This window comes from Mesosutterella porci (genome assembly GCF_022134585.1).
Classification (GTDB): Bacteria; Pseudomonadota; Gammaproteobacteria; order Burkholderiales; family Burkholderiaceae_F; genus Mesosutterella; species Mesosutterella porci.
The window spans coordinates 88909-110957 of the sequence record NZ_JAKNCT010000005.1 but is presented as its reverse complement, the minus strand read 5'-3'; the positions used below and the strand labels follow the sequence as shown (position 1 = coordinate 110957).

The 22049-nt window shown below is 64.0% G+C and carries 19 protein-coding genes and 2 tRNA genes; 11 read left to right on the top strand and 10 right to left on the bottom strand.

Annotation, left to right across the window (positions count from 1 at the left end):
* Window positions 1–28: 28 nt before the first annotated feature.
* Complete coding sequence (ompR, locus tag MAF45_RS05230; RefSeq protein WP_237978499.1) at window positions 29–754, bottom strand: osmolarity response regulator transcription factor OmpR; 726 nt, start codon at window positions 752–754, stop codon at window positions 29–31.
* 230 nt (window positions 755–984) lie between these two features.
* Between ompR and MAF45_RS05225 the strand changes: the two genes are divergently transcribed.
* From MAF45_RS05225 to MAF45_RS05205, 5 genes are all read left to right on the top strand, one after another.
* Window positions 985–1416 carry a DUF3106 domain-containing protein gene (locus tag MAF45_RS05225; protein WP_237978498.1) on the top strand — a complete coding sequence of 144 codons (432 nt, stop codon included), beginning with the start codon at window positions 985–987 and terminating at the stop codon, window positions 1414–1416.
* A 122-nt stretch (window positions 1417–1538) separates the two neighbouring features.
* Complete coding sequence (gene tsaB, locus MAF45_RS05220) at window positions 1539–2261, top strand: tRNA (adenosine(37)-N6)-threonylcarbamoyltransferase complex dimerization subunit type 1 TsaB (RefSeq protein WP_237978497.1); 723 nt, start codon at window positions 1539–1541, stop codon at window positions 2259–2261.
* Window positions 2258–2725 (top strand): ribosomal protein S18-alanine N-acetyltransferase, encoded by a 468-nt coding sequence (gene rimI, locus MAF45_RS05215; protein WP_237978496.1) that lies wholly within the window; start codon window positions 2258–2260, stop codon window positions 2723–2725. The genes tsaB and rimI overlap by 4 nt, the downstream gene beginning before the upstream one ends.
* Window positions 2715–3602 carry a uracil-DNA glycosylase gene (locus tag MAF45_RS05210; protein ID WP_237978495.1) on the top strand — a complete coding sequence of 296 codons (888 nt, stop codon included), beginning with the start codon at window positions 2715–2717 and terminating at the stop codon, window positions 3600–3602. Before rimI ends, MAF45_RS05210 begins: the two co-directional genes overlap by 11 nt.
* 46 nt (window positions 3603–3648) lie before the next feature.
* The gene (locus tag MAF45_RS05205) at window positions 3649–4608 is read left to right on the top strand and encodes a phosphoglycerate dehydrogenase (protein WP_237978494.1); all 960 of its coding nucleotides are present in this window, start codon (window positions 3649–3651) and stop codon (window positions 4606–4608) included.
* 27 nt (window positions 4609–4635) lie between these two features.
* Here MAF45_RS05205 and lplT read toward each other — a convergent pair whose 3' ends face one another.
* Window positions 4636–5952: a lysophospholipid transporter LplT gene (gene lplT / locus MAF45_RS05200; protein ID WP_237978493.1), complete on the bottom strand. Its 1317-nt coding sequence runs from the start codon at window positions 5950–5952 to the stop codon at window positions 4636–4638.
* Window positions 5953–6224: 272 nt separating this feature from the next.
* Between lplT and alr the strand changes: the two genes are divergently transcribed.
* The 5 genes from alr (at window position 6225) to MAF45_RS05175 (ending at window position 10251) form a co-directional block, all read left to right on the top strand.
* Window positions 6225–7307 (top strand): alanine racemase, encoded by a 1083-nt coding sequence (gene alr, locus MAF45_RS05195; protein WP_237978492.1) that lies wholly within the window; start codon window positions 6225–6227, stop codon window positions 7305–7307.
* 163 nt (window positions 7308–7470) lie between these two features.
* Complete coding sequence (locus MAF45_RS05190; protein WP_237978491.1) at window positions 7471–7710, top strand: hypothetical protein; 240 nt, start codon at window positions 7471–7473, stop codon at window positions 7708–7710.
* A 140-nt stretch (window positions 7711–7850) separates the two neighbouring features.
* Window positions 7851–9176, top strand: coding sequence for a DNA repair protein RadA (radA, locus tag MAF45_RS05185; protein WP_237978553.1), 1326 nt, complete (start codon window positions 7851–7853; stop codon window positions 9174–9176).
* 56 nt (window positions 9177–9232) lie between these two features.
* The gene (locus tag MAF45_RS05180) at window positions 9233–10081 is read left to right on the top strand and encodes an urease accessory protein UreE (protein WP_237978490.1); all 849 of its coding nucleotides are present in this window, start codon (window positions 9233–9235) and stop codon (window positions 10079–10081) included.
* An 82-nt stretch (window positions 10082–10163) separates the two neighbouring features.
* Window positions 10164–10251 (top strand) — tRNA-Leu (locus MAF45_RS05175).
* Between the two features lie 484 nt (window positions 10252–10735).
* Here the strand turns inward: MAF45_RS05175 and MAF45_RS05170 are convergent.
* Window positions 10736–10819, bottom strand: a tRNA-Leu gene (locus MAF45_RS05170).
* A gap of 295 nt (window positions 10820–11114) precedes the next feature.
* Between MAF45_RS05170 and MAF45_RS05165 the strand changes: the two genes are divergently transcribed.
* Window positions 11115–15443, top strand: a complete 4329-nt coding sequence (locus MAF45_RS05165; protein ID WP_237978552.1) for an acyl-CoA dehydratase activase-related protein — start codon at window positions 11115–11117, stop codon at window positions 15441–15443.
* A gap of 110 nt (window positions 15444–15553) precedes the next feature.
* On the opposite strand, the gene MAF45_RS05160 is transcribed toward MAF45_RS05165, so the two are convergent.
* The 7 genes from MAF45_RS05160 to MAF45_RS05130 all read right to left on the bottom strand — a co-directional run bounded on the left by MAF45_RS05160 (window position 15554) and on the right by MAF45_RS05130 (window position 21968).
* Window positions 15554–16123, bottom strand: a complete 570-nt coding sequence (locus MAF45_RS05160; RefSeq protein WP_237978489.1) for a hypothetical protein — start codon at window positions 16121–16123, stop codon at window positions 15554–15556.
* A 214-nt stretch (window positions 16124–16337) separates the two neighbouring features.
* Window positions 16338–16688 carry a cytochrome c3 family protein gene (locus tag MAF45_RS05155; protein ID WP_237978488.1) on the bottom strand — a complete coding sequence of 117 codons (351 nt, stop codon included), beginning with the start codon at window positions 16686–16688 and terminating at the stop codon, window positions 16338–16340.
* 274 nt (window positions 16689–16962) lie between these two features.
* Window positions 16963–18210, bottom strand: coding sequence for a flavocytochrome c (locus tag MAF45_RS05150; protein ID WP_237978487.1), 1248 nt, complete (start codon window positions 18208–18210; stop codon window positions 16963–16965).
* A gap of 35 nt (window positions 18211–18245) precedes the next feature.
* Window positions 18246–18410 (bottom strand): hypothetical protein, encoded by a 165-nt coding sequence (locus tag MAF45_RS05145; protein ID WP_237978486.1) that lies wholly within the window; start codon window positions 18408–18410, stop codon window positions 18246–18248.
* Window positions 18411–18647: 237 nt separating this feature from the next.
* Window positions 18648–19832, bottom strand: a complete 1185-nt coding sequence (locus MAF45_RS05140; RefSeq protein ID WP_237978485.1) for a CapA family protein — start codon at window positions 19830–19832, stop codon at window positions 18648–18650.
* A 137-nt stretch (window positions 19833–19969) separates the two neighbouring features.
* Window positions 19970–21280, bottom strand: coding sequence for an NCS2 family permease (locus tag MAF45_RS05135; RefSeq protein WP_237978484.1), 1311 nt, complete (start codon window positions 21278–21280; stop codon window positions 19970–19972).
* A 67-nt stretch (window positions 21281–21347) separates the two neighbouring features.
* Window positions 21348–21968, bottom strand: coding sequence for a hypothetical protein (locus tag MAF45_RS05130; RefSeq protein ID WP_237978483.1), 621 nt, complete (start codon window positions 21966–21968; stop codon window positions 21348–21350).
* Between the last annotated feature and the right edge of the window lie 81 nt (window positions 21969–22049).

The window sequence follows — 22049 nt, the reverse complement described above, 5'->3', positions numbered from 1 at the left end:
GGGCGGCAGGCGCCGCCCGCATGGCCGGTCAGTTATGGCCGTCGGGGATGAAGACGTAGCCCAGGCCCCAGACGGTCTGCAGGTAGCGCGGCTTGCTCGGCTCGGGCTCGATCAGCTTTCTCAGGCGCGAGACCTGCACGTCAAGCGAGCGGTCGAAGGCCTCGTACTCGCGGCCGCGGGCCATCTCCATGAGCTTGTCGCGCGACAGCGGCATGCGCGGGTGGCGCGCAAAGGCCTTCATCACGGCAAACTCCCCGGTCGTGAGCGGCACGGCCTGGCCGTTTTTCCTGAGGACGCGGGTGCCGAGGTCGAGCTCGAAGTCGCCGAACTTCACCACTTCGTTTTCACCGGCGGGGGCCCCGGGCGTCTCGACGGCGGGCTGGCGGCGCAGCACCGCGTGGATGCGGGCGAGAAGCTCGCGCGGGTTGAAGGGCTTCGGAATGTAGTCGTCGGCGCCCAGCTCGAGCCCCACGATGCGGTCCACGTCCTCGCCGCGGGCGGTGAGCATGATCACCGGGGTCTTGTCCTTCGCGGCACGCAGCCGCTTGAGGATGGCCAGCCCGTCCTCGCCCGGCAGCATCAGGTCGAGGATGAGGGCGTCGAAGCGCTCGCGCATCCACAGCCTGTTCATCGACTGGCCGTCCTCGGCCACGAAGACCGTGAAGCCGTTTTCGCCGAGATAGCGGCGCAGCAGGTCGCGCAGCCTCGGGTCGTCGTCCACCACCAGAATCTTGGGTTTGCGCTCAGAGGGCATCTCTTGTTTCCTTTTAAAGCAATTTTCCCCGCCTCAGCCACGGGCGGGAACTCTGTTACATTTTCCTCTGTTACAAATTTTCTGCCTTGCAATAAAACAAGCTGTAACAATTGAATTGCGGTTGAAAAGAATTTCACGGGACATCCGGCGGCATTTGACATACGATAGGAATCGCGGGGCAGCAGGCTGATTTCCTGCCGTCCCCTTCCTTAAAACCCATTGCCTGCTCCATGAAAAAGAGTCTATTCATCGCCGCGCTGGCCGCTACGCTCGCCTCCTGCGCCACGCTTGCCCAGGAGGCTCCGGCCTGCAACCGCTCCTGTACGGCGGCCGAGTGGTCGGGGCTCTCGCTGCAGGAGCGCGCCGACATCTGGCCTGCCATGAGCCGCGAGGCGAGAAAGCGCCTCTGGTCCTACATGACCGAGGGCGAGCGCCAGGAGCTGCGCAACAAGCTGCGCCCGATCCGCCGCGACCAGATCCGCCGCCGCTATGACTGCATGGTGGTCCCCGCGGGCGGCCCCGCGGAGTTTGACTCGCTTTCGCCCAAGGAGCGCCGGTACCTGCGCCGCCAGATCATGGAAGTGCACATGGAGTACCAGCACCACGGGCTCTTCCCGCACGACCGTCCGGCCTCTGGCCCGGGTCCGGCCGTGCGCCCCTGAGGCCGTGCGCCGCTTCCTTGCAGGGCCCGGGGCCGCGTTAAAATCCGAATGCTGAGGCTGCGCGCCGCTTTTGATTAAAGAAGCGGCTCCTTTCGCGCACCGTTTTTTTTGATCCTATCGTCATGCCGAACACCGACCCGCTCATTCTCGCCCTTGATACCGCCACACAGTTCTGCTCCGTCGCGCTTGCTCGCGGGTCCCAGTCCGTTCTCGAGGACGAGGGCACGGGCAGCGGGCACTCCGAGAAAGTGCTCCTTATGGTGGATTCGGTGCTTAAGAAAGCGGGCGAGGACTTGGGCGGCCTCGACGCGGTCGCCTTCGGAGCCGGCCCGGGGGCCTTCACGGGTCTGCGGGTCGCCTGTGGCGTTGCCCAGGGCCTCGCCTGGGCGCGCGAAAAGCCCGTCGTCGCGGTCGGCAACCTGCAGGCGCTTGCCTTCAGGGTTCTGGAGTGCGAAGCCCCCGGCACCCGGGTGCTCGCGGCGATCGATGCGAGGATGCACCAGGCCTATGCCGCGGTTTACGAAAAGGGCGGGGACGGGCAGGCTCCGAAGGAGCTCGAACCCCCTGCGCTCTTTAATCCGGAGGAGCTCGCGCCGCTGGCCGGGCGGCTCGGGGCCGGGCTCGCGGCAGGCAGCGCCCTTGCAGCCTTCCCCGACGCGCTCCGGGGCGCGGGTCTGCGTCTCCTGCAGGACGAGCCGCGGGCGACGGCGCTTGACATCGCACGGCTCGCCCGGATCCTTTTCCTGGAGGGCCGCTCCGTTCCCGCCGAGCAGGCCGCCCCCCTTTACGTCCGCAACCGCGTGGCGCTCACGATCGAGCAGCGCGCAGCCGGAGAGAAGCTTTGAGCGCGGCGTTCACCCTTCGGGACATGACGGCCGGAGACCTCCCGGCCGTGATGGCGATCGAGCTCGAAGCCTTTGAATCCCCCTGGACTCTCGCCGATTACCGCTCGGCCCTCGCCGGCCGGTCCCGCTGCCGCGTTGCGGTGGATCCGGACGGCGCGCTTCTCGGCTACTGCGTGACCGGCCAGGCGCTAGACGAGGCTGAGGTCTACACCATCGCAGTCTCGCCGCGTGCGCGCCGCCGGGGCGTCGGCCGCGCACTACTGCGGGATTTCTTCAGTTTTTCGAAAGCGGGGGGCGTGTCAAGGATCTTCCTTGAGGTGCGGCCAAGCAACGCAGCGGCTCGCTCGCTTTACGCGGGCGAGGGTTTCGTTCAGGTCGGCCGGCGCCGCGGCTACTACAGCTGCGCCAACGGCGGCCGCGAGGACGCCCTTATCATGGAAAGGAGCGAGCCGGATGCCGCTTGACGCCGAAAGGTCGCGAATCTGGGAGGCTCTCGGCATCGGGCCCCAGTGGATCGAGCGCGGGGCCGAGGATCCGCTGCTTCCCTCCGGAACGCGCGCCAGCGCAGCTCCCGTCTCCGCCCCCGCCCCTGCGCCAGTCCCTCCGCGTCCGGCTCCCTTCCGGTCGCCTGAGCCTTCCGGGCGGGCGCAGCCCGCGGCGGCGGCCGCCGTTGCTGCCCCGCAGGCCCGGCAGGCTGCGGCCCCCGCTCCGGCTCCGGCCGCCTCCGGCCCCTCCGCCCACGAGAAGGCGCTTGCCATTTTCGAAGGCATCGAGTCCGCCACCTGGGAGGAGCTCGCGCGGCGGGTTCCGCTCTGCGAGGCTTGCGGCCTTGCGAAGACCCGGATCCGGACGGTCTTTGCCGACGGAGCCCCGGGCTGCCCGCTTGTCATGGTGGGCGAGGCCCCCGGCGCGGAAGAGGACATGCAGGGAAAGCCCTTCGTAGGCAAAAGCGGGCAGCTTCTCACCAATGCGCTCGAGGCGGTGGGGATCGAGCGGGGGCGCGACGCCGCGATCGTGAACGTGCTCAAGTGCCGCCCGCCGCACAACCGCGACCCCCTGCCCGGAGAGGTGACGCTGTGCCGGCACTTCCTCGACCGCCAGCTCGAGCTTCTCGCCCCGAAGGCGCTCGTTCTCATGGGCCGCCCCGCGGCGAGCACGGTGCTTGGCACGGACCTGTCGATCGCGAGGCTGCGCGGCGTGGTCCACGAGGTGGAGATCGGCGGCAGGCGCGTGCCCGCGATCGTGACCTACCATCCCTCGTACCTGCTGCGAAGCCTGACCGAAAAAGAGAAGTTCTGGCACGACCTGCTTGCCGCCAAGCGGCTCCTCGCGGCGGCATAATGCCTTCTGAACCCCGGGCTGACCGGGCACAGGAAGGTTTTCACTTATGAAAAAGCTGGTCATTACGGCAGGCGGCTTCGCGAAGGCGGATCCGCAGCTGCTCTCGGAGCTCGCGCAGGCGGGCTACGAGGTGCAGAACCTGAGCGGCAGGTTTCAGCCGAACAGTCCCGGGGACGAACTCATCGGGGCGCTGCAGGGAGCGCGCTCGGTGATAGCGGGTCGGGAGTCCTACAGCCGCCGGGTGCTCTCGGCGCTGCCGGAGCTCAGGCTCATTTCGCGCTGCGGCGTGGGCTGCGACTCCATCGACCTGGAGGCCTGCCGGGAGCTCGGGATCACGGTCTGCCGGGGCGTGGGTTCGGTCGAGGGGGCCGTGGCCGAGCAGGTCATGGCCTACATTCTCTTTTTCGCCCGCAGACTCGACCTGCAGAGCTCGATGATGCACGGCGGCATCTGGAAAAAGGTGCTCTCGAGAGGCGCGAAGGGCTCCACGCTGGGCCTCGTGGGGTTCGGCGGGATCGGGCGCGAGATCGCGCTTCGCGCGAAGCCTTTCGGGATGAAGATCCTCTATTTCTGCCGCCATCCGGACCCCCGCTGGGACGAGGCCTACGGGGCGAGCTACGCGCCGCTGCAAGAAGTCATCGCGCGCAGCGATTACCTTTCGGTCAACACGCCGCTCACTCCCGAGACGCGAGGCATGTTCGGTGCGAAAGAGTTCGCCGCGATGAAGCAGGGGGCCGTTTTCATCAACATCGCGCGCGGACCGGTGGCCGACGCCCGGGCCCTTGCTGCGGCACTTAAAAGCGGCCACCTCGGGGGCGCGGGGATCGATGTCTACGACAGCGAGCCCTGCACGGACTCGCCGCTGCGGGAGTGCGAAAACGCGGTTCTTACGCCGCACACCTCCACCTTCACCGGGGAGACCCGCCTGCTGATGGCGAGAGCCGCCGCGCAGAACGTCCTCGACTGGGAGCGCGGCGCTCTCAGCCCCCGGGCCCGCGCGGCTTGAAAAGGAAGTTCTCCGCGGGCGCTTTTTTCAGAACTTCTTTTCCTCTCCGATCTGTCCGGAGAGGTCGTGCATCAGGGCGTTTTGCCGGTGGGTGCGGATGACGAGCACCATCCCGAGCGCGACGAAAGCGCCGAAGATCGCCATGATGGAGCTGGTCGAAAGCCCGCCCTTGATCATGAGCGAGTAGACGCCCAGCATGATCAGCATGGAGCTGTTCTCGTTGAAGTTCTGGACCGCGATCGAGCGGCCGGCGCTCATGAGGACGTAGCCGCGGTTTTGCAGCAGCGCGTTCATCGGGACCACGAAGAAGCCGGCGAGCGCCCCCACGGCGATCATGATCAAGCCCGCCGCGATGATGGAGGCGCCGATCGTGATGCCGCCGGGAAGAGAAATGTCATAGGGCAGCATGCTGCGCTTGAAGAAGGCCGCGAGGATCACGATCACGCCCATCACCACGCCCATGGGCAGCACGGACAGGGATTTCTTGATGGGGATGAAGCGCGCGGCGCTCATTGCGCCGATCGCAATGCCGATCGAAACGGTCGCCTGTAGCACGGTGGCCTGCGAAAGCGACAGGCCGAAATTGGTGTCCGCCCAGGCGAGCACGAGGAACTGCAGCACGGCGCCCGCCCCCCAGAACATCGAAGTCACGCAAAGCGAGGTCTGCCCGAGCTTGTCCTTCCAGAGCACGAGGCAGGAGCGCATGAAGCCGCAGAAGGTCTTCACCGGCTCGAAGGAGCTCTTCGGGTAGCGCGCCCCGGTGTCCGGAATGAACAGGTTGATGAGCGCGGACAGGCCGAAGATGAAGAAGATGATGAAGATCGCGGCGCGCGCTGTTGTGTCGATCCCGATCGCCCGGAGCGCGGGCAGCGCCGAGAGCGGCCCGGTGACCGAGGGTAGGATGAGCGCGCCGCCCAGCACCACGCCCAGGATGATGGCGATCACCGTGAGGCCTTCGATCCAGCCGTTGGCCACGACGAGCTTCGAGGGCGGCAGCATTTCAGTGAGGATGCCGTACTTCGCGGGCGAGTACGCAGCCGCCCCCAGGCCCACGATCGCGTAGGCGAGCAGCGGGTGGCCGCCGAAAAGCATGAGCAGGCAGCCCAGCATCTTTACGTTGTTGGTGAGGAACATCACCCGCCCCTTCGGCATGGAGTCGGCGAAAATGCCGACATAGGCCGCAAAGACGATATAGCTGATGGTGAAGCACAGCCTCAGCAGGGGCGTCATCCAGTCCGGGGCGGATATTTCGGTCAGAAGAGCGATGGCGGCGATAAGCAGGGCGTTGTCGGCCAGGCTTGAAAAAAACTGCGCCGCCATAATCGTGTAAAAGCCGCGATTCAATTCTTTTCCTCTCAGGAGTCTCTTTTTTATAAGCACCCGCCGGCGTGGGGCCGCGAGAATTTTCTGGAAAATTGTAAAGCCTCGGGACGTTTGAAATAAAGAAATAAACGAATTTAAGTAACAGGTGTAACTGCGGGGATGCCGCGGCGCGGGCATCGGCAGGAGGGGCTGGTCTCCTGCCCCCGCCCGGAGGCCGTGGTGGTAGAGTGGTGCGAAGAAAGCGCGGGCGGCGCGAGGAAAGACCACTGCGCTGTTACAAAAAAGGAACTGAAATGCCCCGTCCAATTGAGCTCGTGATTGATATGAACGCGCTGCGCCACAATGAGGCGAAGATGCGGGAGGCGGCCGCCGGCCGTACGCTTTGGGCCGTCTGCAAGGCCAACGGATACGGCCACGGCCTTGCCAACTGCATCAAGGCCTTCGAGGACGCCGATGGGATTGCCATCCTCGACATCGAGGACGCGGTGAAGGCGCGCGAGCTCGGCTGGAAGAAGCGCATCCTCATGATCGAGGGCTTTTTCGACGCGGAGGACCTCCCGGTCCTCGAAAAGGCGAATGCGGAGGTCGTGGTGCGCGACCTGCGCCTGATCGAGCTGCTCGAGCAGTCGCACATCCGGCACATCGCCTGCCACCTCAAGGTGAACACCGGCATGAACCGCCTCGGCTTCAGGCCCGCCGAGATTCCCGCGATGAAAGAGCGCCTGCAGAAGATCCCCTGCGTGGAATACAAGGGCATCGTGACGCATTTCGCGAACGGCGAGCGCTCGTACACGGCCGACGGCCCCGCGACCGTGGCTAGGCAGATGCAGCGCCTGGGCGACCTGGCCAGAACGGAAAAGGGCGTGTGCCTCGCGGCGACCACCGGCATTCTTTTCCACCCGGAAGTGAAGGGCGACGCGGTGCGGGCCGGCATTGCCCTGTACGGCGTGAGCCCTGACAGCACCCTCACGAGCGAAGAGCTCGGCATCATCCCGGCGCAGACCCTGCGCGCGAAGCTGATCGCCATCCAGCACCTCGAGCCCGGCGAGGCCGTGGGCTACGGCTCCAAGTGGATCGCCCGCAGGCCCTCGAGGATCGGCGTCATCGCCTGCGGCTACGCCGACGGCTATCCGCGCGCGATGCCCAACGGCTCTCCGGTCTATGTGGCCGGCCGCATTGCCCCGACCACCGGCGCCGTCTCGATGGACATGATGGAAATCGACCTCACGGACATCCCCGAGGCGGGCGAAGGCGACTGGGTGGAGCTCTGGGGCAAGCACAACCCGGTGAACAAGGTGGCGGCCTGCGCGGGCACGATCGGCTACGAGCTCATCTGCTCGGTGATGCCGCGGGTGCCGGTGCGCACGGTCGGCTGACGGCAGCCTTTGCCGGAAGGGATGAAGGGACGGATTTTCCACTCCGTCCCTTTTTTATAGACATTTTGTTTTTTATAAGTTTTTATATATTAGAGATTTAATTCCCGCCCGCTCGCTCCGGTCTGGGAGATGATGTTCCTGAACAGCAGAAAGGAGCATGATCATGAAAGCCAGAGAGAAAGAAAGACTGGAAAGGGAATTCTTCCGCCTGATGGCCTCCGACTTCACGGCCGAGCCCGACGAGGGGCTCTTTGGGCCGCCGAGGGCCTCAAAGCCGCGCGCCGCGGCCAAGCCGCGTCCCGCGGCAAAGAGGAGCCGCAGGCGCGCCGCGGCTCTTACCGGGGAGGAGTACGCCCGGTTTTTCGGCGCCGAGGGTTCGCCCCAGGGTGCTTTTTCCTTTTAAAAGGGGCACGCGCGGGAGCCGCCGCGGGTGCACAATAGGCTGCCCGCGCCGCGAGGGCGCGGTAAACCAAGCAAGGAGCGCCTTTGAAAACCAAGACCGTCTACGTCTGCAGTCAGTGTGGGGAGAGCTTCCCGAAATGGATGGGGCAGTGCCCGTCCTGCAAGGCCTGGAATACGCTGTCCGAATACAAGGTGGAGCAGGGCTCGGGGGCGAGGTTCGGCTCGGCCCGCCACAAGAGCCGCTCCATCATCGAGGCGACGGAGGTGAAAAACCTCGCCGACGTGAAGGCGGAGAACCTGCCGAGGATTCCCACCGGGCTGCGCGAGTTCGACCGCGTGCTTGGCGGCGGGCTGGTGCAGGGCGCCGTCACCCTGATCGGCGGAGACCCCGGAATCGGCAAGTCGACGCTGCTGCTGCAGGTGACCGCAAAGCTTGTCGCCCAGGGGCTGAAGACCCTTTACGTCTCGGGCGAGGAGAGCGCGGGACAGGTGGCCATGCGCGCCCAGCGCCTCGAGCTTCCTCCCGAGGGCATCAGGCTCATGAGCGAAATCGAGCTTGAAACCATCGAGCGGGTCATCGTTGCGGAAAAACCGGACTTCGTGGTGATCGACTCCATCCAGACGATTTTTTCCGACGAGCTCGAGTCCGCCCCCGGCTCGGTCGCCCAGGTGCGCGAATGCGCCGCGCGGCTCACCAGGCTTGCGAAGACCTCAGGCACCACCCTCTTTTTCGTCGGGCACGTCACCAAGGAAGGGTCGCTTGCCGGCCCGCGCATCCTCGAGCACATTGTGGACACCGTCCTTTACTTCGAGGGCGACACCCATTCGAATTTCCGCATGATCCGGGCCTTCAAGAACCGCTTCGGTGCGGTGAACGAGCTGGGCGTCTTCGGCATGACCGACAAGGGCCTCAGGGGCGTCTCCAACCCGTCCGCGATTTTCCTCTCCGAGCACCGCGACAACGTGCCGGGCTCCGTGGTTCTCGTCACCCAGGAGGGCACGAGGCCGCTGCTGGTCGAGGTGCAGGCGCTTGTGGACGAAACGCATTCGCCCGCGCCGCGGCGCCTCTCCGTGGGGCTCGACGGCCAGCGCCTGTCGATGCTGCTTGCGGTGCTGCACCGGCATGCGGGCCTGAGCTGCTTTGACCAGGACGTCTTCATCAACGCGGTTGGAGGCATGAAGGTCTCCGAGTCCGCGGCCGATCTGGCGGTGCTGCTTGCGATTCTTTCCTCCATCCGCAACAAGCCGCTGCCGCGCGGGCTTGTCGTCTTCGGCGAGGTGGGGCTCGCCGGCGAGATCCGCCCGGCTCCGCGGGGCCAGGACAGGCTGCGCGAGGCGGCCAAGCTCGGATTTTCGCGCGCCATCATCCCGAGGGCCAACCGCCCCCGCGCTCCGATCGAAGGGCTCGAGGTGACGGCCGTCGAGCAGCTCTCGGAGGCGATCAGCGCCGTGCAGGGCATGTCGTAAGCCTTTAAGATTAGAAGACTGCGTTATTTTTCCATCTGCTCACTTCGGATTCTGAAATGATTACTCTGAACCGTCTCCTCCCGCCGGGCTCCGCGCCCGCTCCCGTGCTTCTCGCCCGCATGAAAAAGATCCCGCTCACGTTCTCGCAGCGCCTCGATCTTCCCGCGGAGTTTGAAGCCGCAGGCGAATCCTACAAAGTGATGGCCCCGGACATGCGCGTACTCGAAGTGGGCGACATCTTCATGGACGAAAAAGGCGCGATGTACGCGGTCGACGCGGCGCCGGAAGCGGTTTATCACGTAACGGGCGATCACACGATGCTCGAGCAGGCCGCAGCCGCCCTCATGATGAGGGGCTTCCGCGTGATGCAGACCGAGGACGGCTTCGGAGTCGCGGCCGATGAGGCGCTTGGCGCCGCCCTCAAGCAGATCGGCTTGGCCTGCGCCGAGGTGACCGAGCCGTTCACGCCGGTCATCCCCTGCTGCGGTCATCATCACCACGACGGCTGCTGCTGCGGACATCACCACGATGAAGACGAGGAGTGCGGCTGCGGTCACCATCACCACCACGACGGCGATGAGGACGAATGCTGCTGCGGCGGGCACCACCACGACGAGGACGGGGAGTGCGGCTGCGGTCATCATCACCACGGCGAGGGCGAAGAGGGCGAATGCTGCTGCGGCGGGCACCACCACGACGAGGACGGGGAGTGCGGCTGCGGTCATCATCACCACGGCGAGGGCGAAGAGGGCGAATGCTGCTGCGGCGGGCACCACCGCGACGAGGACGGGGAGTGCGGCTGCGGTCATCATCACCACGGTGAGGGCGAAGAGGGCGAATGCTGCTGCGGCGGACATCACCACGACGAGAAGGGCTGCTGCGGCCATTCCGGCGAAAAAGCCTGATTTTTCCGCCGATAAAAGGGAGCGGGGTGCTCCGCCTGCGCTCCCTTTCCATTAAAGATTGAGTACAATGGGCGGTCTACGCGCGGGAATGGCGAAATTGGTAGACGCCCGGGGTTTAGGTCTCCGTGCCCGTTGAGGGCGTGTCGGTTCAAGTCCGACTTCCCGCACCACCATCACTTCTTATCCTTGATTTCCTTTTTCTTTTTTCTCAGATCGGCGGAGCGCCGGCAGCGCGCGCCGGGATTCAGGCTGCCTGTCATGAGCGGGCGGACAGTTTCTCCCAAAAACTCTGTCCTGGCGGACTATTCCCGGATTTCAAATGGCAAAAGCCCGGCGCGGACGCGCTGAAGTGGTTCGGCCTGCCTGGCGCAGTCCCGGGCTGTGCTTTAGATGACGAGAGGGCTGAAGCCTGGCGGAATCAGCCTGCCCGATCGCGGGGTGCTGCATGCAGGCATACAGGCGGGACTAAACAGAAGAACCGGCTGGGAAAGCCGCGGCACCTGAGGATTGAGTCCCCAGGAAAATCCCCGCGTGAGTCCCCTGATTTTTGGAAAAAAAGGGTTGTTCTGACACAACGGGAATCAAAGAAAAAGAGAGAATGACTTAAAAATCAATGATTTTGAAACGATTTGGAGACGGGGAGAAACCCCATGGTGGTATCCGAGGAGGGGATCGAACCCTCACGCCTTGCGGCAGGGGATTTTAAGTCCCCAGTGTCTACCATTCCACCACTCGGACAGGCCTGGCGAAAGACGAAAAGGGGGAAGCTCAGACCTTCCCGCTTTCCTTCAATCAAGAGTACATTTTTATACCATGTTGCAAAAATTAGCAAGGCGGGACTCCGGCAGGGGCTGTCTTGCGTTTTCTGCCCGTTAAAAAAATGTCTAAGGGTTAGTTAGGATCCTTTGGATCTGCCGACAGCTCTTCATTTTGAGCAGAATGAACGAATTGAACTTTTAGATGCTGGTGCGCCATCCAGGCCGCTTACTTCGGGGGAGTTTCCCGAACAGCTTCCGGAGACGATGTTGTGACGATGTATAGCCTGGGCCTCGATCTTGGGTCCACAACTGCGAAATACGCGCTCCTTGACGCCGAGGGCAGGATGGTGGGGAGCGAATACCGGCGCCACGGCGCCGCAGTGCGCGAAACCGCGGCGGCGCTGCTCGAGAAGATCCTAGAATCGCACCCCACGGATGTTTTCCGGCTCACCATGACCGGGTCGGCCGCCCTGGATGTTTCCCTGGGCATCGGGGCGGGCTTCGTGCAGGAGGTGATTTCCACCAGCACGGCCCTGCGCCGGTTCGCGCCGGAAACCGACGTGGCGATCGAGCTGGGGGGCGAGGACGCCAAGATCCTCTATCTCACCGACGGCATGGAGCTGCGCATGAACGAGGTCTGCGCCGGCGGCACCGGCGCGTTCATCGACCAGATGGCGGCGCTGCTCAACACCGACGCCTCCGGCCTGAACAGCCTCGCGGCCGGCGCGACCATCACCTATCCGATTGCCTCGCGCTGCGGCGTGTTCGCGAAGACCGACGTCGTGCCGCTGCTCAATGCGGGAGCGAAGCGCGAGGACATCGCCGTTTCCATTCTCCAGGCCGTGGTCGACCAGACCATCGGAGGCCTCGCCTGCGGCCGGCCGATCCGCGGTCATGTCGCCTTCCTCGGCGGACCGCTGCACTTCCTCACGGAATTGAAGAAGTGCTTCATCAAGACGCTCAAGCTCGCGCCCGAATTTGTCGTCGACTGCGAGCAGGGGCAGTACGTGGTTGCCGAAGGCGCGGCGCTCACCGGCCTTGAACCGAACCGCACGAAAGAGCAGAGCTCGGAGGAGCTGCCGCTTGCCGAGTGGCTGCGCCGCCTGCGCGCCTACCAGCCGACGGCCCGGGGCTCGAACATGCTCCAGCCTCTCTTTAAGGATGAGGCGGAATACGAAGCCTTCAAGGCCGCCCACAACAGCCGCAGGACGCCGACCTCGGAGCTTGCCTCCGCAAAGGGCGACCTCTGGATGGGCCTGGACCTCGGCTCGACCACGGTGAAGGCCGTGGTGCTCGACTCCGATAACCGCATCGCCGCCTCCTGGTACGGCACGAACTCGGGCGATGTCCTGAAGACGCTGGTCCCGAAGGTCGTGGAGCTCCTGCACGGCATTCCCGAAGGCGCCCGGATCCGCGGGATCTGCACGACCGGATACGGAGCGGAGCTCGCGGCCGCCGTGCTGGGGACCCCGCTTTTCGAAGTAGAGACGATCGCGCACCTGAAGGCGGCCTCCTTCCTTGACCCCGAAGCGACCTACGTGATCGACATCGGCGGCCAGGACATGAAGTGCCTGAAGACGCACCACGGGATCATCGAGCAGGTCAAGCTGAACGAGGCCTGCTCCTCGGGCTGCGGGGCGTTCATACAGACGTTCGCCCGCAGCCTCGGGCTCACGCTCGACCAGTTTGTGAAGAAGGCGCTTTTCGCCCGGCATCCCGCCGATCTGGGGACCCGCTGCACGGTGTTCATGAACTCACGCGTGAAGCAGGCTCAGAAGGAAGGTGCGGACATCGGCGACATCGCGGCCGGACTCTGCTACTCCGTGATCCGCAACGCCCTCTATAAAGTGCTGAGGCTGCGCTCGGTCGAAGAGCTCGGGGACCACGTGGTGGTCCAGGGCGGCAGCTTCATCAATGACGCGCTGCTGCGGGTGCTCGAGCTGCTGCTCGGCCGCACGGTGCTCAGACCCGACATCGCGGGGCTCATGGGGGCCTTCGGCTGCGCGCTGATTGCCCGGGAAAAGACCGAGCGCAACTCGCTGCCTGCGCCCACGCTTTCGGCCGAAGCCCTCGAAACGCTCGATGTCATCACGCGCTCCTTCCATTGCAAGGGGTGCAACAACCGCTGCCTGCTCACAATGAACAGGTTCTCCAACGGGCGGAAGTTCATTTCCGGCAACCGCTGCGACTTCGGAGCGAAAGGCGGCGCGGGCAAGAAGCGCGACGTGGGCAACAACATCTACGCCTGGAAGCTCGCGCATCTCTTCCAGGGCGAGCCGCTTCCCGAAGACAAGGCCCCGCGCGGCGTGATCGGCATTCCGCGGGCGCTGAACATCTACGAGCACTACCCGTACTGGTTCACTCTTTTCACGAAGCTGGGCTTCCGTGTGGTGCTCTCGCCGGAGTCGAGCAAGTCCATCTTCGACTCGGGGCTCACTTCGATGCCCTCGCAGTCCGTGTGCTTCCCGGCCAAGCTTGCCCACGGGCACATCAACTGGCTGGCCTCGCACGGCGTCACCCGCATCTGGTTCCCGTGCGTGCCCCGCGAGAGAAAGGAATTCAAGGAGTCGGACAACACCTTCGCCTGCCCGGTGGTGGCGGGATACCCGGAGGTCGCGCGCCTTAACGCCGACTTCCCCGAGGGCAAAAAGCCCGTCATCCTGACGCCTTTCGTGCTGCTCTCCGACGGGAAGGTGGTTGCGCGCGTGATACGCGAGAATTTCCCCGAGATCCCTGAGCGCGAAATTGCGGCGGCCGTCAAGGCGGCTGAAAAAGCGATGGAGAGCTGGCAGCACCAGCTGCAGTGCGAGGGCGAGCACATGCTCTCCGAGGCCCAGGCGAAGGGCCGCGTCGTGATTCTCATAGCCGGGCGCCCCTACCACGCCGATCCTTACATCAACCACGGCTTACCGGATTACATCGCGTCGCTCGGCGTCACGGTGCTCTCCGAGGACTCGATCGCACATCTCGCCCCCGAGCCCGACAAGCTCCGAGTGATCAACCAGTGGGCCTTCCACGCCCGTATGTACCGCGTGGCGACCCTGGCTGCGCAGGAGCCGGGGGTGGAGCTCGTGCAGCTCACCAACTTCGGCTGCGGGATCGACGCCATCACCTCCGACCAGATTGCGCAGATCCTTGCCAAGGCGGGGAAGCTGCATACGCTGCTCAAGATCGACGAGGGGGATTCGCTCGGGCCCGCGAAGATTCGAATCGCCTCGCTGCTTGCCGCCGTCGCCGAGAAGAAGGAGGCGGAGGACAAGGGCATCGAGCCCGCGCCTGAAGAAAAGAGCGGCCCCGACTGGACGCCGCCCGTGTTCCTGCGCTCCATGAGGAAGACCCGCACGATTCTCGCGCCCCAGATGTCGCCGATTCACTTCCCGATCATCGAGGCCGCGCTGCTGGGCAGCGGCTACCGCGTGAAGCTTCTCCCCACGGTGTCGATGGCCGCGATCGAGACGGGCCTCACGCTCGTGAACAACGACGCCTGCTACCCGGCGATCGTCTCGATCGGGCAGCTCGTCCACGCCATCAAGAGTGGAAAATACGACCCGGACAACACCGCACTGATGCTCGCGCAGACCTGCGGCCCGTGCCGCGCGACCAACTACATCGCGCTGCTGCAGAGGGCACTGGCCGAGGAGGGCTTCAAGAACACTCCGATCGTGTCCCTTTCGGGCGGAAACTTCAACGAGCAGCCGGGCTTTTCGCTCTCGCCGCTTGCCATGCGGCGGATGGTGCTCGGGCTCCTGCTGGGCGACATGCTCCAGAGGCTTTATTTCGCGACCCGTTCGCACGAGCTCTGCCCGGGCGACGCCGACGAGATGCTCGCGAAGTGGACCCGGCGCTCCCGCGAGATCGCCTTCCACAACAACTTCACGGATTTCAGGCCCGCCATGATCAACATGGTGCGCGAGTTCGCGAGCGTCCCGACCGACGACATCGTGAAGCCGCGCGTGGGCATCGTGGGCGAGATCCTGCTCAAGTACCACCCCGATGCGAACCGGCACCTGACCGACACCATCATGAAGGAGGGGGGCGAGCCGGTGCTCACAGACATGGCCGACTTCTTCCTCTACTGCCTGTCGGACAACGTGCTGCAGCACCGGTTCTTAAACGGTCCCTTCATCAAGGCGATCACGAGCCGCTTCTTCTTGAACCGGCTCGATTCCGCGCGAAACGCCATGCGCGAGGCCCTCAGGGGCACGCCTTATTTCCCTGTTTCGGATTTCCAGCGCCTGCAGCAGTCGGTGCACGGGCTCGTGTCGCTCGGTGAGCAGGCGGGCGAGGGCTGGCTGCTCACCGCCGAGATGCTGGAGTTCATCACGAACGGCGTCACCAACGTGCTGTGCCTGCAGCCGTTCGGCTGTCTGCCCAACCACGTCACAGGCAAGGGCGTGATCAAGGCGATCCGCGAGAAGCACCCGGAGTCCAACCTGATGGCGATCGACTTCGAGGCGGGAAACTCAGAGGCGAACGTGAGCAACCGCGTGAAACTTTTCATGTCGGTGGCCCGCGAGCAGATGGCGGGGCGCCCCGTCCAGCCGCTGCCGGAGCCGGACCCTGAGGAGCAGCCCGTGCGGGTCTTCAGCTTCAAGGGATCCTGACCTCCTCAGACTTTCTTCCGGGGTCGGTATCGGCCAAAGGGCCCCGTTGCGGCGGGGCCCTGCTTTAAGCGTGCGGCTTCAGGAGAGGGCGGTGATGCCGCCGTCGGAGGCTACCGGCTGCAGTAGCCGTCCCTGCAGCTGTACTCGGCTCCAGTCGCGCGGTCCCGGAGCGTCATCCGCCCGGAACTGTCGGGCCTGGTGTATTCGAACCCTTCGGAGCCCGGCACCGGGTCTTCCTTCGGAGGGGCGTTCCTCAGAGCCTTCCTGTAGGCTGCCATCGTTGTGTAGGCTCCGCAGGGATACTCTTCTCCGAAGCCTGGGTTTGTGCTGCCGCCTCCTCTTGATATGTCCACCGAGATTTTCGGCTCGCACTGCTTCGAGAACTTCAGGTTCTTTTTCGCCGGGATGATGACCCCCGCCTTCACGCCCTGGCTCCAGGTGAATTCCAGATTTGTAATTTCTATCGATACGGCGCCGTCGAGTTTCGTGGTCGTCAGCTTCGAGCCCTTGACGATTGACTCGGACAAGTCGCCGCAGGGAAAGCGCAGTTCGCCGAATTTCCTGTAATCCCCATCGACGGTGTCCCACCCGATCGGCTGCGGGTCAAAGCAGACCGCCAGGGCAGAGGATAAAAAGACCGATGCCGCAAGCAGCAAGGCGCATGCCGCCGTTCTCATCATGATGGCCTCCCTTTTCCTTCCGTATGCCGCGCAGAAGGCATTCTTCCCTTGAAGCATTTCTCCGTCTTGAAATTATTTTCCCACCGCTGGAGCGCCGAATTGGCTTTTAGTTTGTGACGGCCGTCTTTTCTGGAACTGTCTTTGCGCAGACAAGAAAGGCGCCCCGTATACGGGGCGCCTCTGCACAAATTCGTGCGGCTCAAGAGCGTTGCTCTCAGGGCATCTTGAAATCAAACTTGTGGCACTGGTTGCAGTAAATCTCGGGCTTTTCATGCTGCAGGTGGCACAGCGTGCACTCGAGGTCCTGATGGTAGTGCGGAGAATCATGCGGATTGGTGGGCTTCACGTTCTTGGTTTTTTCCGCGAGCTTCTTCGGATCGTGGCACTTGATGCACTGCTCCTTTTCAGGAGTTTCAATCTTTTTGTCCGGCCCGTGGCAGGATTCACACTTGAGCCCGGCCTTGATGTGCTTGTCGGCGCCGAAATTGCCGCCAGCGGCAAAGGCGCTTGAAGCGGCAAAGGCCAAGAGTATGGAGGCTATGGCGAGGTTTGCTGAGAACTTCATGGGTCCATCTCCTTGATGGAAAAGTTTGTTTTTTTTGAAGCGGATAGCTTCTTTTTTATCTTTAAGACCAAATCCCAGATTACAGCATCCAAACCAGTTGAACATATGAATTAGTGTTATTCCCTACAACCAAAGTCCCTGATTCGCTGACTCTGTGCTGTGTCTTTGTTTGGAAGAGGCGCTCTCCATGAAAGCGTAAGCCCGGTGCGAAGCCGGGCTGCGAAGGAGCGGCCGGAGAGGGAGCCGCTCCTTCGCGCCTGGGCTCGGCAGGGGGTCAGTCCTGATAGGCCTTCGCGGAGCGGGCGGCCGTGCGACCGAAGATGATGCAGTCGGCCACTGCGACGGTGCCGAGGCGCACCATGCCGTGCACGCCGCCGGTCGCCTCGCCCGCGGCATAGAGGCCCGGGATCACGTTGTGGCGGGCGTCGAGCACCTGCGCCTTGTTGTTGATCTCGAGGCCGCCCATGCAGTGGTGGACGCGCGGCCAGAGCCTCCAGCCGTATAACGGGCCCTTGCCTTCCTCGATCGGGACGCCGTCCTTGAAGAACTTGCAGTTGAACTCCGGATCCTTCATCGCCTTCATGTAGGAGCTGAATTTGTTGGTTTCCTTCATCAGGGCGTCATAGTCGATCTTGTAGAAAGCGGCGAGTTCCTTGAGCGTGTTGAATTTATGAACGACGCCGGAGGCCTGAACTTTCTCAAACATGGCGGGAGTCATGTTGTGGTTCACCACTTGGTTCATGACGTTCTTTTCGTTGGTGAACATGATGACCGGATGCCCGATCGCCACAATGGCGTCCGCGCGAACCTTGCGGTTGTCGGTTTCCTGCACAAAGCGCCTGGCCGTGGCCGGGTCGACCATTGGGCCGTAGCCCACTGAGGATTCGGTGATGAGGGGGCACAGTCCGAGGCCGCTCTCGTCCGGGCTGGTCCAGGGGCCGAGCTGAATCCAGTCCATCTGGACGGTGTTGGCTCCGAGTAACTGGGCTTCCTGAATCATTTCGCCCGTGGCGCCCGGGTAGTTGGTGGAGGTAAAGGCGGAGGTGAGCCGGGGGTCATGGCTCATGCGCATCGTTACATTCTGCGCGAAGCCGCCGGAGGCGAGCAGCACGCCCTTGAGAGAGCGGATGTATTTCACGGGGCCGGAGTTCGCCCTGGGGAAGCGGTACTTCTCGCGGACCTTGACGCCGACCACGCGGCCCTGGTCGTCTTCAATGATTTCTTCGACATAGGTGCGCAGGCGCACCGGGATGCCGTATTCCTTGCACTTGGCGAGCATCGGCAGGATGAAGCCGTTGAAGCCGTCGCCGCGGTGGCTCGTCACCGCGTGGGAGCGCTTCACGGAGTGGCCGCCGTGGTAGGTGACCGCCTGGAACTTGACGTCGATCTTGTCGCGCAGCCAGTAGAAGTTCTCAACCGAGCTGTCGGCGATGTGGCGCGGCGGCGAGATTGCGATGGCGCCCGAAATCTGCCCCACTTCGCGGCCGGTCACCCCTTTTGCGACGACGATCACCTGATTCACGGGTTCGCCGGGCTGGATCAGGGGCTCGTCGGCCTTCAGGGCCCTGGGCGTCCCAATTTTTCAATGAGGCCGTAGAGCTTCGGGTGCAGGCTGTGGGTGATCCAGGGGACGATGGGATCGAGCACCGGGTGCTCCAGATCCCAGGGCTGGTCGAACGGACGCTCAATGGCGGCGTACCAGCCGAGCGTTCTGTTGCTCACGGCGTTCCTCCTTCGGTCCGGGCGTTCTCACACCGGCCCCGGCCGGAAAAAATAACTCCTCAAAACGACTCTTCGGCCGGGCTGAAGGCCGCTGTCGTTTATGAACCTATAAAAAACAGTCTACGGACACCGCTTCTTAGTTCTTTAAAATTAGGTAGTAACCCTTATTCGTGCGGCTTAACTGCTTTAGCCGAAAGGATCCGGGGCGGGATCTTCCCCGCGCGGAGAGCTTTCGCCTCAGGGAGCAGCTTCAGGCGCCGGCTCTTCGATCAGGATGTCCTCGCCGATCCTGGGATCCTCGGATTCCGCGCCCTGCCCGGAGGGCCCGCCGGAGGGTTCGGCCGCGGACGTCTGCGCAGGCGCCGAAGCCGCTGCTACGGCGGGCAGGATCCTGCCCGATTCGTCGATTGTGAAAAAGCGCGGGCTGATGTCCTCCTCGGAGAGGGTTTTGATGAGCTTCGCAGCCTCGCGCCCTGGGTCCAGCCTCGGGCCCGTGCCGCGGATCTGGCGGAACGAGTAAATCTGTCCCGAAAGGAAGCGGCCGCTGCTGCTCATCTGGATTTCGATCACGGGGGCGAGTCCGCTGATGCCCTTGAGGCTCACCATGTAGGGGGTGCAGAAGTTGCCGAGGCTGTAGGCGATGAAGCGATCCTTGTAGACTTCGACCGCCCTCGGGACGTGGGGGCCGTGGCCGAAGACGGCATCGGCCCCGAGGTCGACGCACAGATGGGCGAAATGCCTCAGGCTGCCGCGCTTCTCGTTGAGAAAGATCTCTTCGCCGTAGGGCAGGCGGGCCCGGTTGCGGCCTTCCGCTCCCCCGTGAAAGGAGACGACGATGAGGTCGGAGCGGCGCCGCAGCGCGGCCAGGATCCGGCGGACCTCGGCCTCGTCGCCGTGCCTGAGCGTATAGGAGTTGTGTCCGAAGGCCGCCACGCCGAAGCGCACTCCGCCTCTTTCAATCAGGGCGTATTCGCAGCGGCCCCGGATGCCTGCGAAGGCGATCCCCTGCTCGCGAAGGCACCGCTGCGTCGAGTTCATGCCTTCCTCGCCGAAGTCGCCCGCGTGGTTGTTCGCCAGCGACAGAAAGTCGAACCCGGCCTCCTTCAGGTACCTCGCGTAGCGCACGGGCGTGCGGAAGGCGTAGGTCGTGGGCGAGGGGACCTTCTGCGTTTCTCCGCCCTCGAGCAGTGTCCCCTCGAGGTTCCCGAAGGCGAGGTCGGCCGCGCGCAGGACCGGCGCGGCGTCGACGAAGAGCTTCTGCCCGTCGTGCTCGGGCAGCGCCTCGCCCGGGAACGTGGAGCCCATCATGATGTCGCCGCAGAAAGCGAGTGAAAAGGACCGCGGCAGGGCGTGGGCCAGGGCGCCGCCTGAGGCCAGCGGCGAGGCCATCGCGATCTGAAGCAGTTTCCGGCGTGAAATCATGGGACTGCGCTGTGACGGGGAAAAGTAGAGGGAAAGCAGGTATTTTAAGTTCGCCGCAGCGGAGCCGGGAGAAAAAAGAAGGGAGAGCCTTCAAGAAAAAGGAAAGGGCTCCCCCTGCGGCGATCGGGCGCTTTTTCTCAGCGCAGCGCGAAGCTCACCACGAACAGCGCCGCGAGCACGCCCAGCGTCACGTTCACTTCGGCCCTGCGGCCGCTCAGCAGCTTGAGCAGGAAAAACGAGATGAACCCGATGCCCAGGCCCGTGGCGATGTTGAAGGTGAGCGGCATGGTGATCACGGTGAGGAAGGCGGGAAGCGCATCCGTGAAGTCGTCCCAGCGCACACTCTTCAGCGTCCCCAGCATCATCGCCCCTACGATGATGAGGGCGGCCGAGGTGGCGTAGACGGGCACGAGAGCGAGCACCGGGGCGAGAAACAGTGACAGCGCGAAAAGAACCGCGACCGTGAGCGCCGTGAGCCCCGTGCGGCCGCCCGCCGAAACGCCCGAGACGCTCTCGAGGTAGGTCGTCGCAGTGGTGCAGCCGAGCAGCCCCGAGCAGATCGTCCCGACGGAGTCGGCCATCAGGGCGCGGTCGATGCCGTGGATGGTGCCGTCTTTCTGGATGTAGCCCGCCTTGGAGCACACTCCGATCAGCGTGCCCAGGTTGTCAAAGAGGTCCACGAAGCACAGCGTGAAGAGTACCGTGATCATGCTGTGCTGCATGAGTCCGCTGAAGTCGAGCTGCAGGAAAGTGGTCGAGGGGAAGAAATGCAGGGGCTCGGAAAAGCCCTTTGCGAGGTCGGGGGCGGGCGAGGCTCCGGTCAGAAAGCCCAGCGCAGTGACGGCGGCCATGCCGAGAATCATCGCCCCGGTGACGTTCTTGGCGATCAGCACCCCGATCAGGATCACGCACAGCAGCGTGAGGTACACCGGCGGGCTGGTCATTTTTCCCAGCGCGACGAAGGTCGAGGGGTCGGAGACGATAAGGCCGCAGTTCTTCATCCCGATGAAGGCGATGAAAAGCCCGATGCCGGCCGGAATGGCCGCCTTCATGGCGGCGGGCACCGAGTTGATGATGAGCTGGCGGATTTTGGTGAAGGTGAGGATGGCGAAAATGACGCCTGAGACGAGGACCGCGGCAAATCCCGTCTGCCAGCTGTAGCCCATCGGCCCGCAGACCATGAAGGAGAAAAAGGCGCTGATCCCGAGCCCCGGGGCGACGGCGACCGGGAAGTTGGCCCACAGCCCCATGACGAGCGTCGCGATCACGGTGATCCAGACCGTCGAAACGAAGGCGTCTCCGAAGGAAAGGCCCGTGTGCGTGAGCATGCCCGGCACCACCGCGAGGAGGTAGCACATCGTGATGAAGGTCGTGAGGCCCGCGAGAATCTCGCGCTTCACTGTGGAGCCGGCCGCGTTGATGCCGAAGAAACGGTTAAGGGTGTCCATAAAAACGCCTTTGTTCAAAAATCAAAAGAGGCTGCGCGCCGCGGGCGGGATCCGCGCGGCGCGGCTTTCAGCGGATTCTGCGCGTGAGCTCGAGCCGCGCCCGGTTGTATTCGCCCCAGCTGCGCCGCCCTGTGAGCAGCGCGTCCTGGTTTTCCTTCACCTTGGGGTCGAGCCGGGTCTGAGAGCTGCGAACCGCGTCCTCGTGCGCGTCCTGGCCGCTTGCGATCATGATTTTCCTCGTTTTCTCGTTGATGGCGTCAATCTGCCGGAACACGCGCCGGGCGGCCTGAACCTCCTGCGCGGTCGCCTTGGACGTGTCGGAGGCCTGGCTGTCGGAGAGCGACGTGGCGATGCACGGGGTCTTCGCGAAATAGGGCTGGTTGGAGGGCTGGCTGCAGACCCGGTCCATGAGGCCCTTCACCTCCTGGAAGCGCCGGGCGACGTCTTCCGAGGTTTTTTCCCTGCCGTCGAACTCAGGCTCGAGCACCAGGCTGTCGTCGCCCGAGGCGGCGGAGGCCGTAGCGGCCTGTGCGGCGCTCGAGGCGCGCGGCGCGGGCGGCACCCGGGCCGTGGCCGTGTTGGAATGCAGCAGGAACTCCGTGATGGGATCCTGGGCGAGCGCTATCGTGGTAAAAAGCGCTGCGCAGGCTCCCGCCGCCGTAAGCCAGATTTTTTTCAGATGATCCATAGGCTGAAAGCGTCAAGACCCGGGTCGCCAGTATCGGGTGGAATGAGAAAACGCGGCGCCGCTTATTTTATTCCGCGGCGC

Coding starts and splice junctions, on each gene's coding strand:
- ompR (WP_237978499.1), bottom strand. CDS start 754: ATGCCCTCTGAGCGCAAACCCAAGATTCTGGTGGTGGACGACGACCCG.
- MAF45_RS05225 (WP_237978498.1), top strand. CDS start 985: ATGAAAAAGAGTCTATTCATCGCCGCGCTGGCCGCTACGCTCGCCTCC.
- tsaB (WP_237978497.1), top strand. CDS start 1,539: ATGCCGAACACCGACCCGCTCATTCTCGCCCTTGATACCGCCACACAG.
- MAF45_RS05210 (WP_237978495.1), top strand. CDS start 2,715: ATGCCGCTTGACGCCGAAAGGTCGCGAATCTGGGAGGCTCTCGGCATC.
- MAF45_RS05205 (WP_237978494.1), top strand. CDS start 3,649: ATGAAAAAGCTGGTCATTACGGCAGGCGGCTTCGCGAAGGCGGATCCG.
- alr (WP_237978492.1), top strand. CDS start 6,225: ATGCCCCGTCCAATTGAGCTCGTGATTGATATGAACGCGCTGCGCCAC.
- MAF45_RS05190 (WP_237978491.1), top strand. CDS start 7,471: ATGAAAGCCAGAGAGAAAGAAAGACTGGAAAGGGAATTCTTCCGCCTG.
- radA (WP_237978553.1), top strand. CDS start 7,851: ATGGGGCAGTGCCCGTCCTGCAAGGCCTGGAATACGCTGTCCGAATAC.
- MAF45_RS05180 (WP_237978490.1), top strand. CDS start 9,233: ATGATTACTCTGAACCGTCTCCTCCCGCCGGGCTCCGCGCCCGCTCCC.
- MAF45_RS05165 (WP_237978552.1), top strand. CDS start 11,115: ATGTATAGCCTGGGCCTCGATCTTGGGTCCACAACTGCGAAATACGCG.
- MAF45_RS05160 (WP_237978489.1), bottom strand. CDS start 16,123: ATGATGAGAACGGCGGCATGCGCCTTGCTGCTTGCGGCATCGGTCTTT.
- MAF45_RS05155 (WP_237978488.1), bottom strand. CDS start 16,688: ATGAAGTTCTCAGCAAACCTCGCCATAGCCTCCATACTCTTGGCCTTT.
- MAF45_RS05140 (WP_237978485.1), bottom strand. CDS start 19,832: ATGATTTCACGCCGGAAACTGCTTCAGATCGCGATGGCCTCGCCGCTG.
- MAF45_RS05135 (WP_237978484.1), bottom strand. CDS start 21,280: ATGGACACCCTTAACCGTTTCTTCGGCATCAACGCGGCCGGCTCCACA.
- MAF45_RS05130 (WP_237978483.1), bottom strand. CDS start 21,968: ATGGATCATCTGAAAAAAATCTGGCTTACGGCGGCGGGAGCCTGCGCA.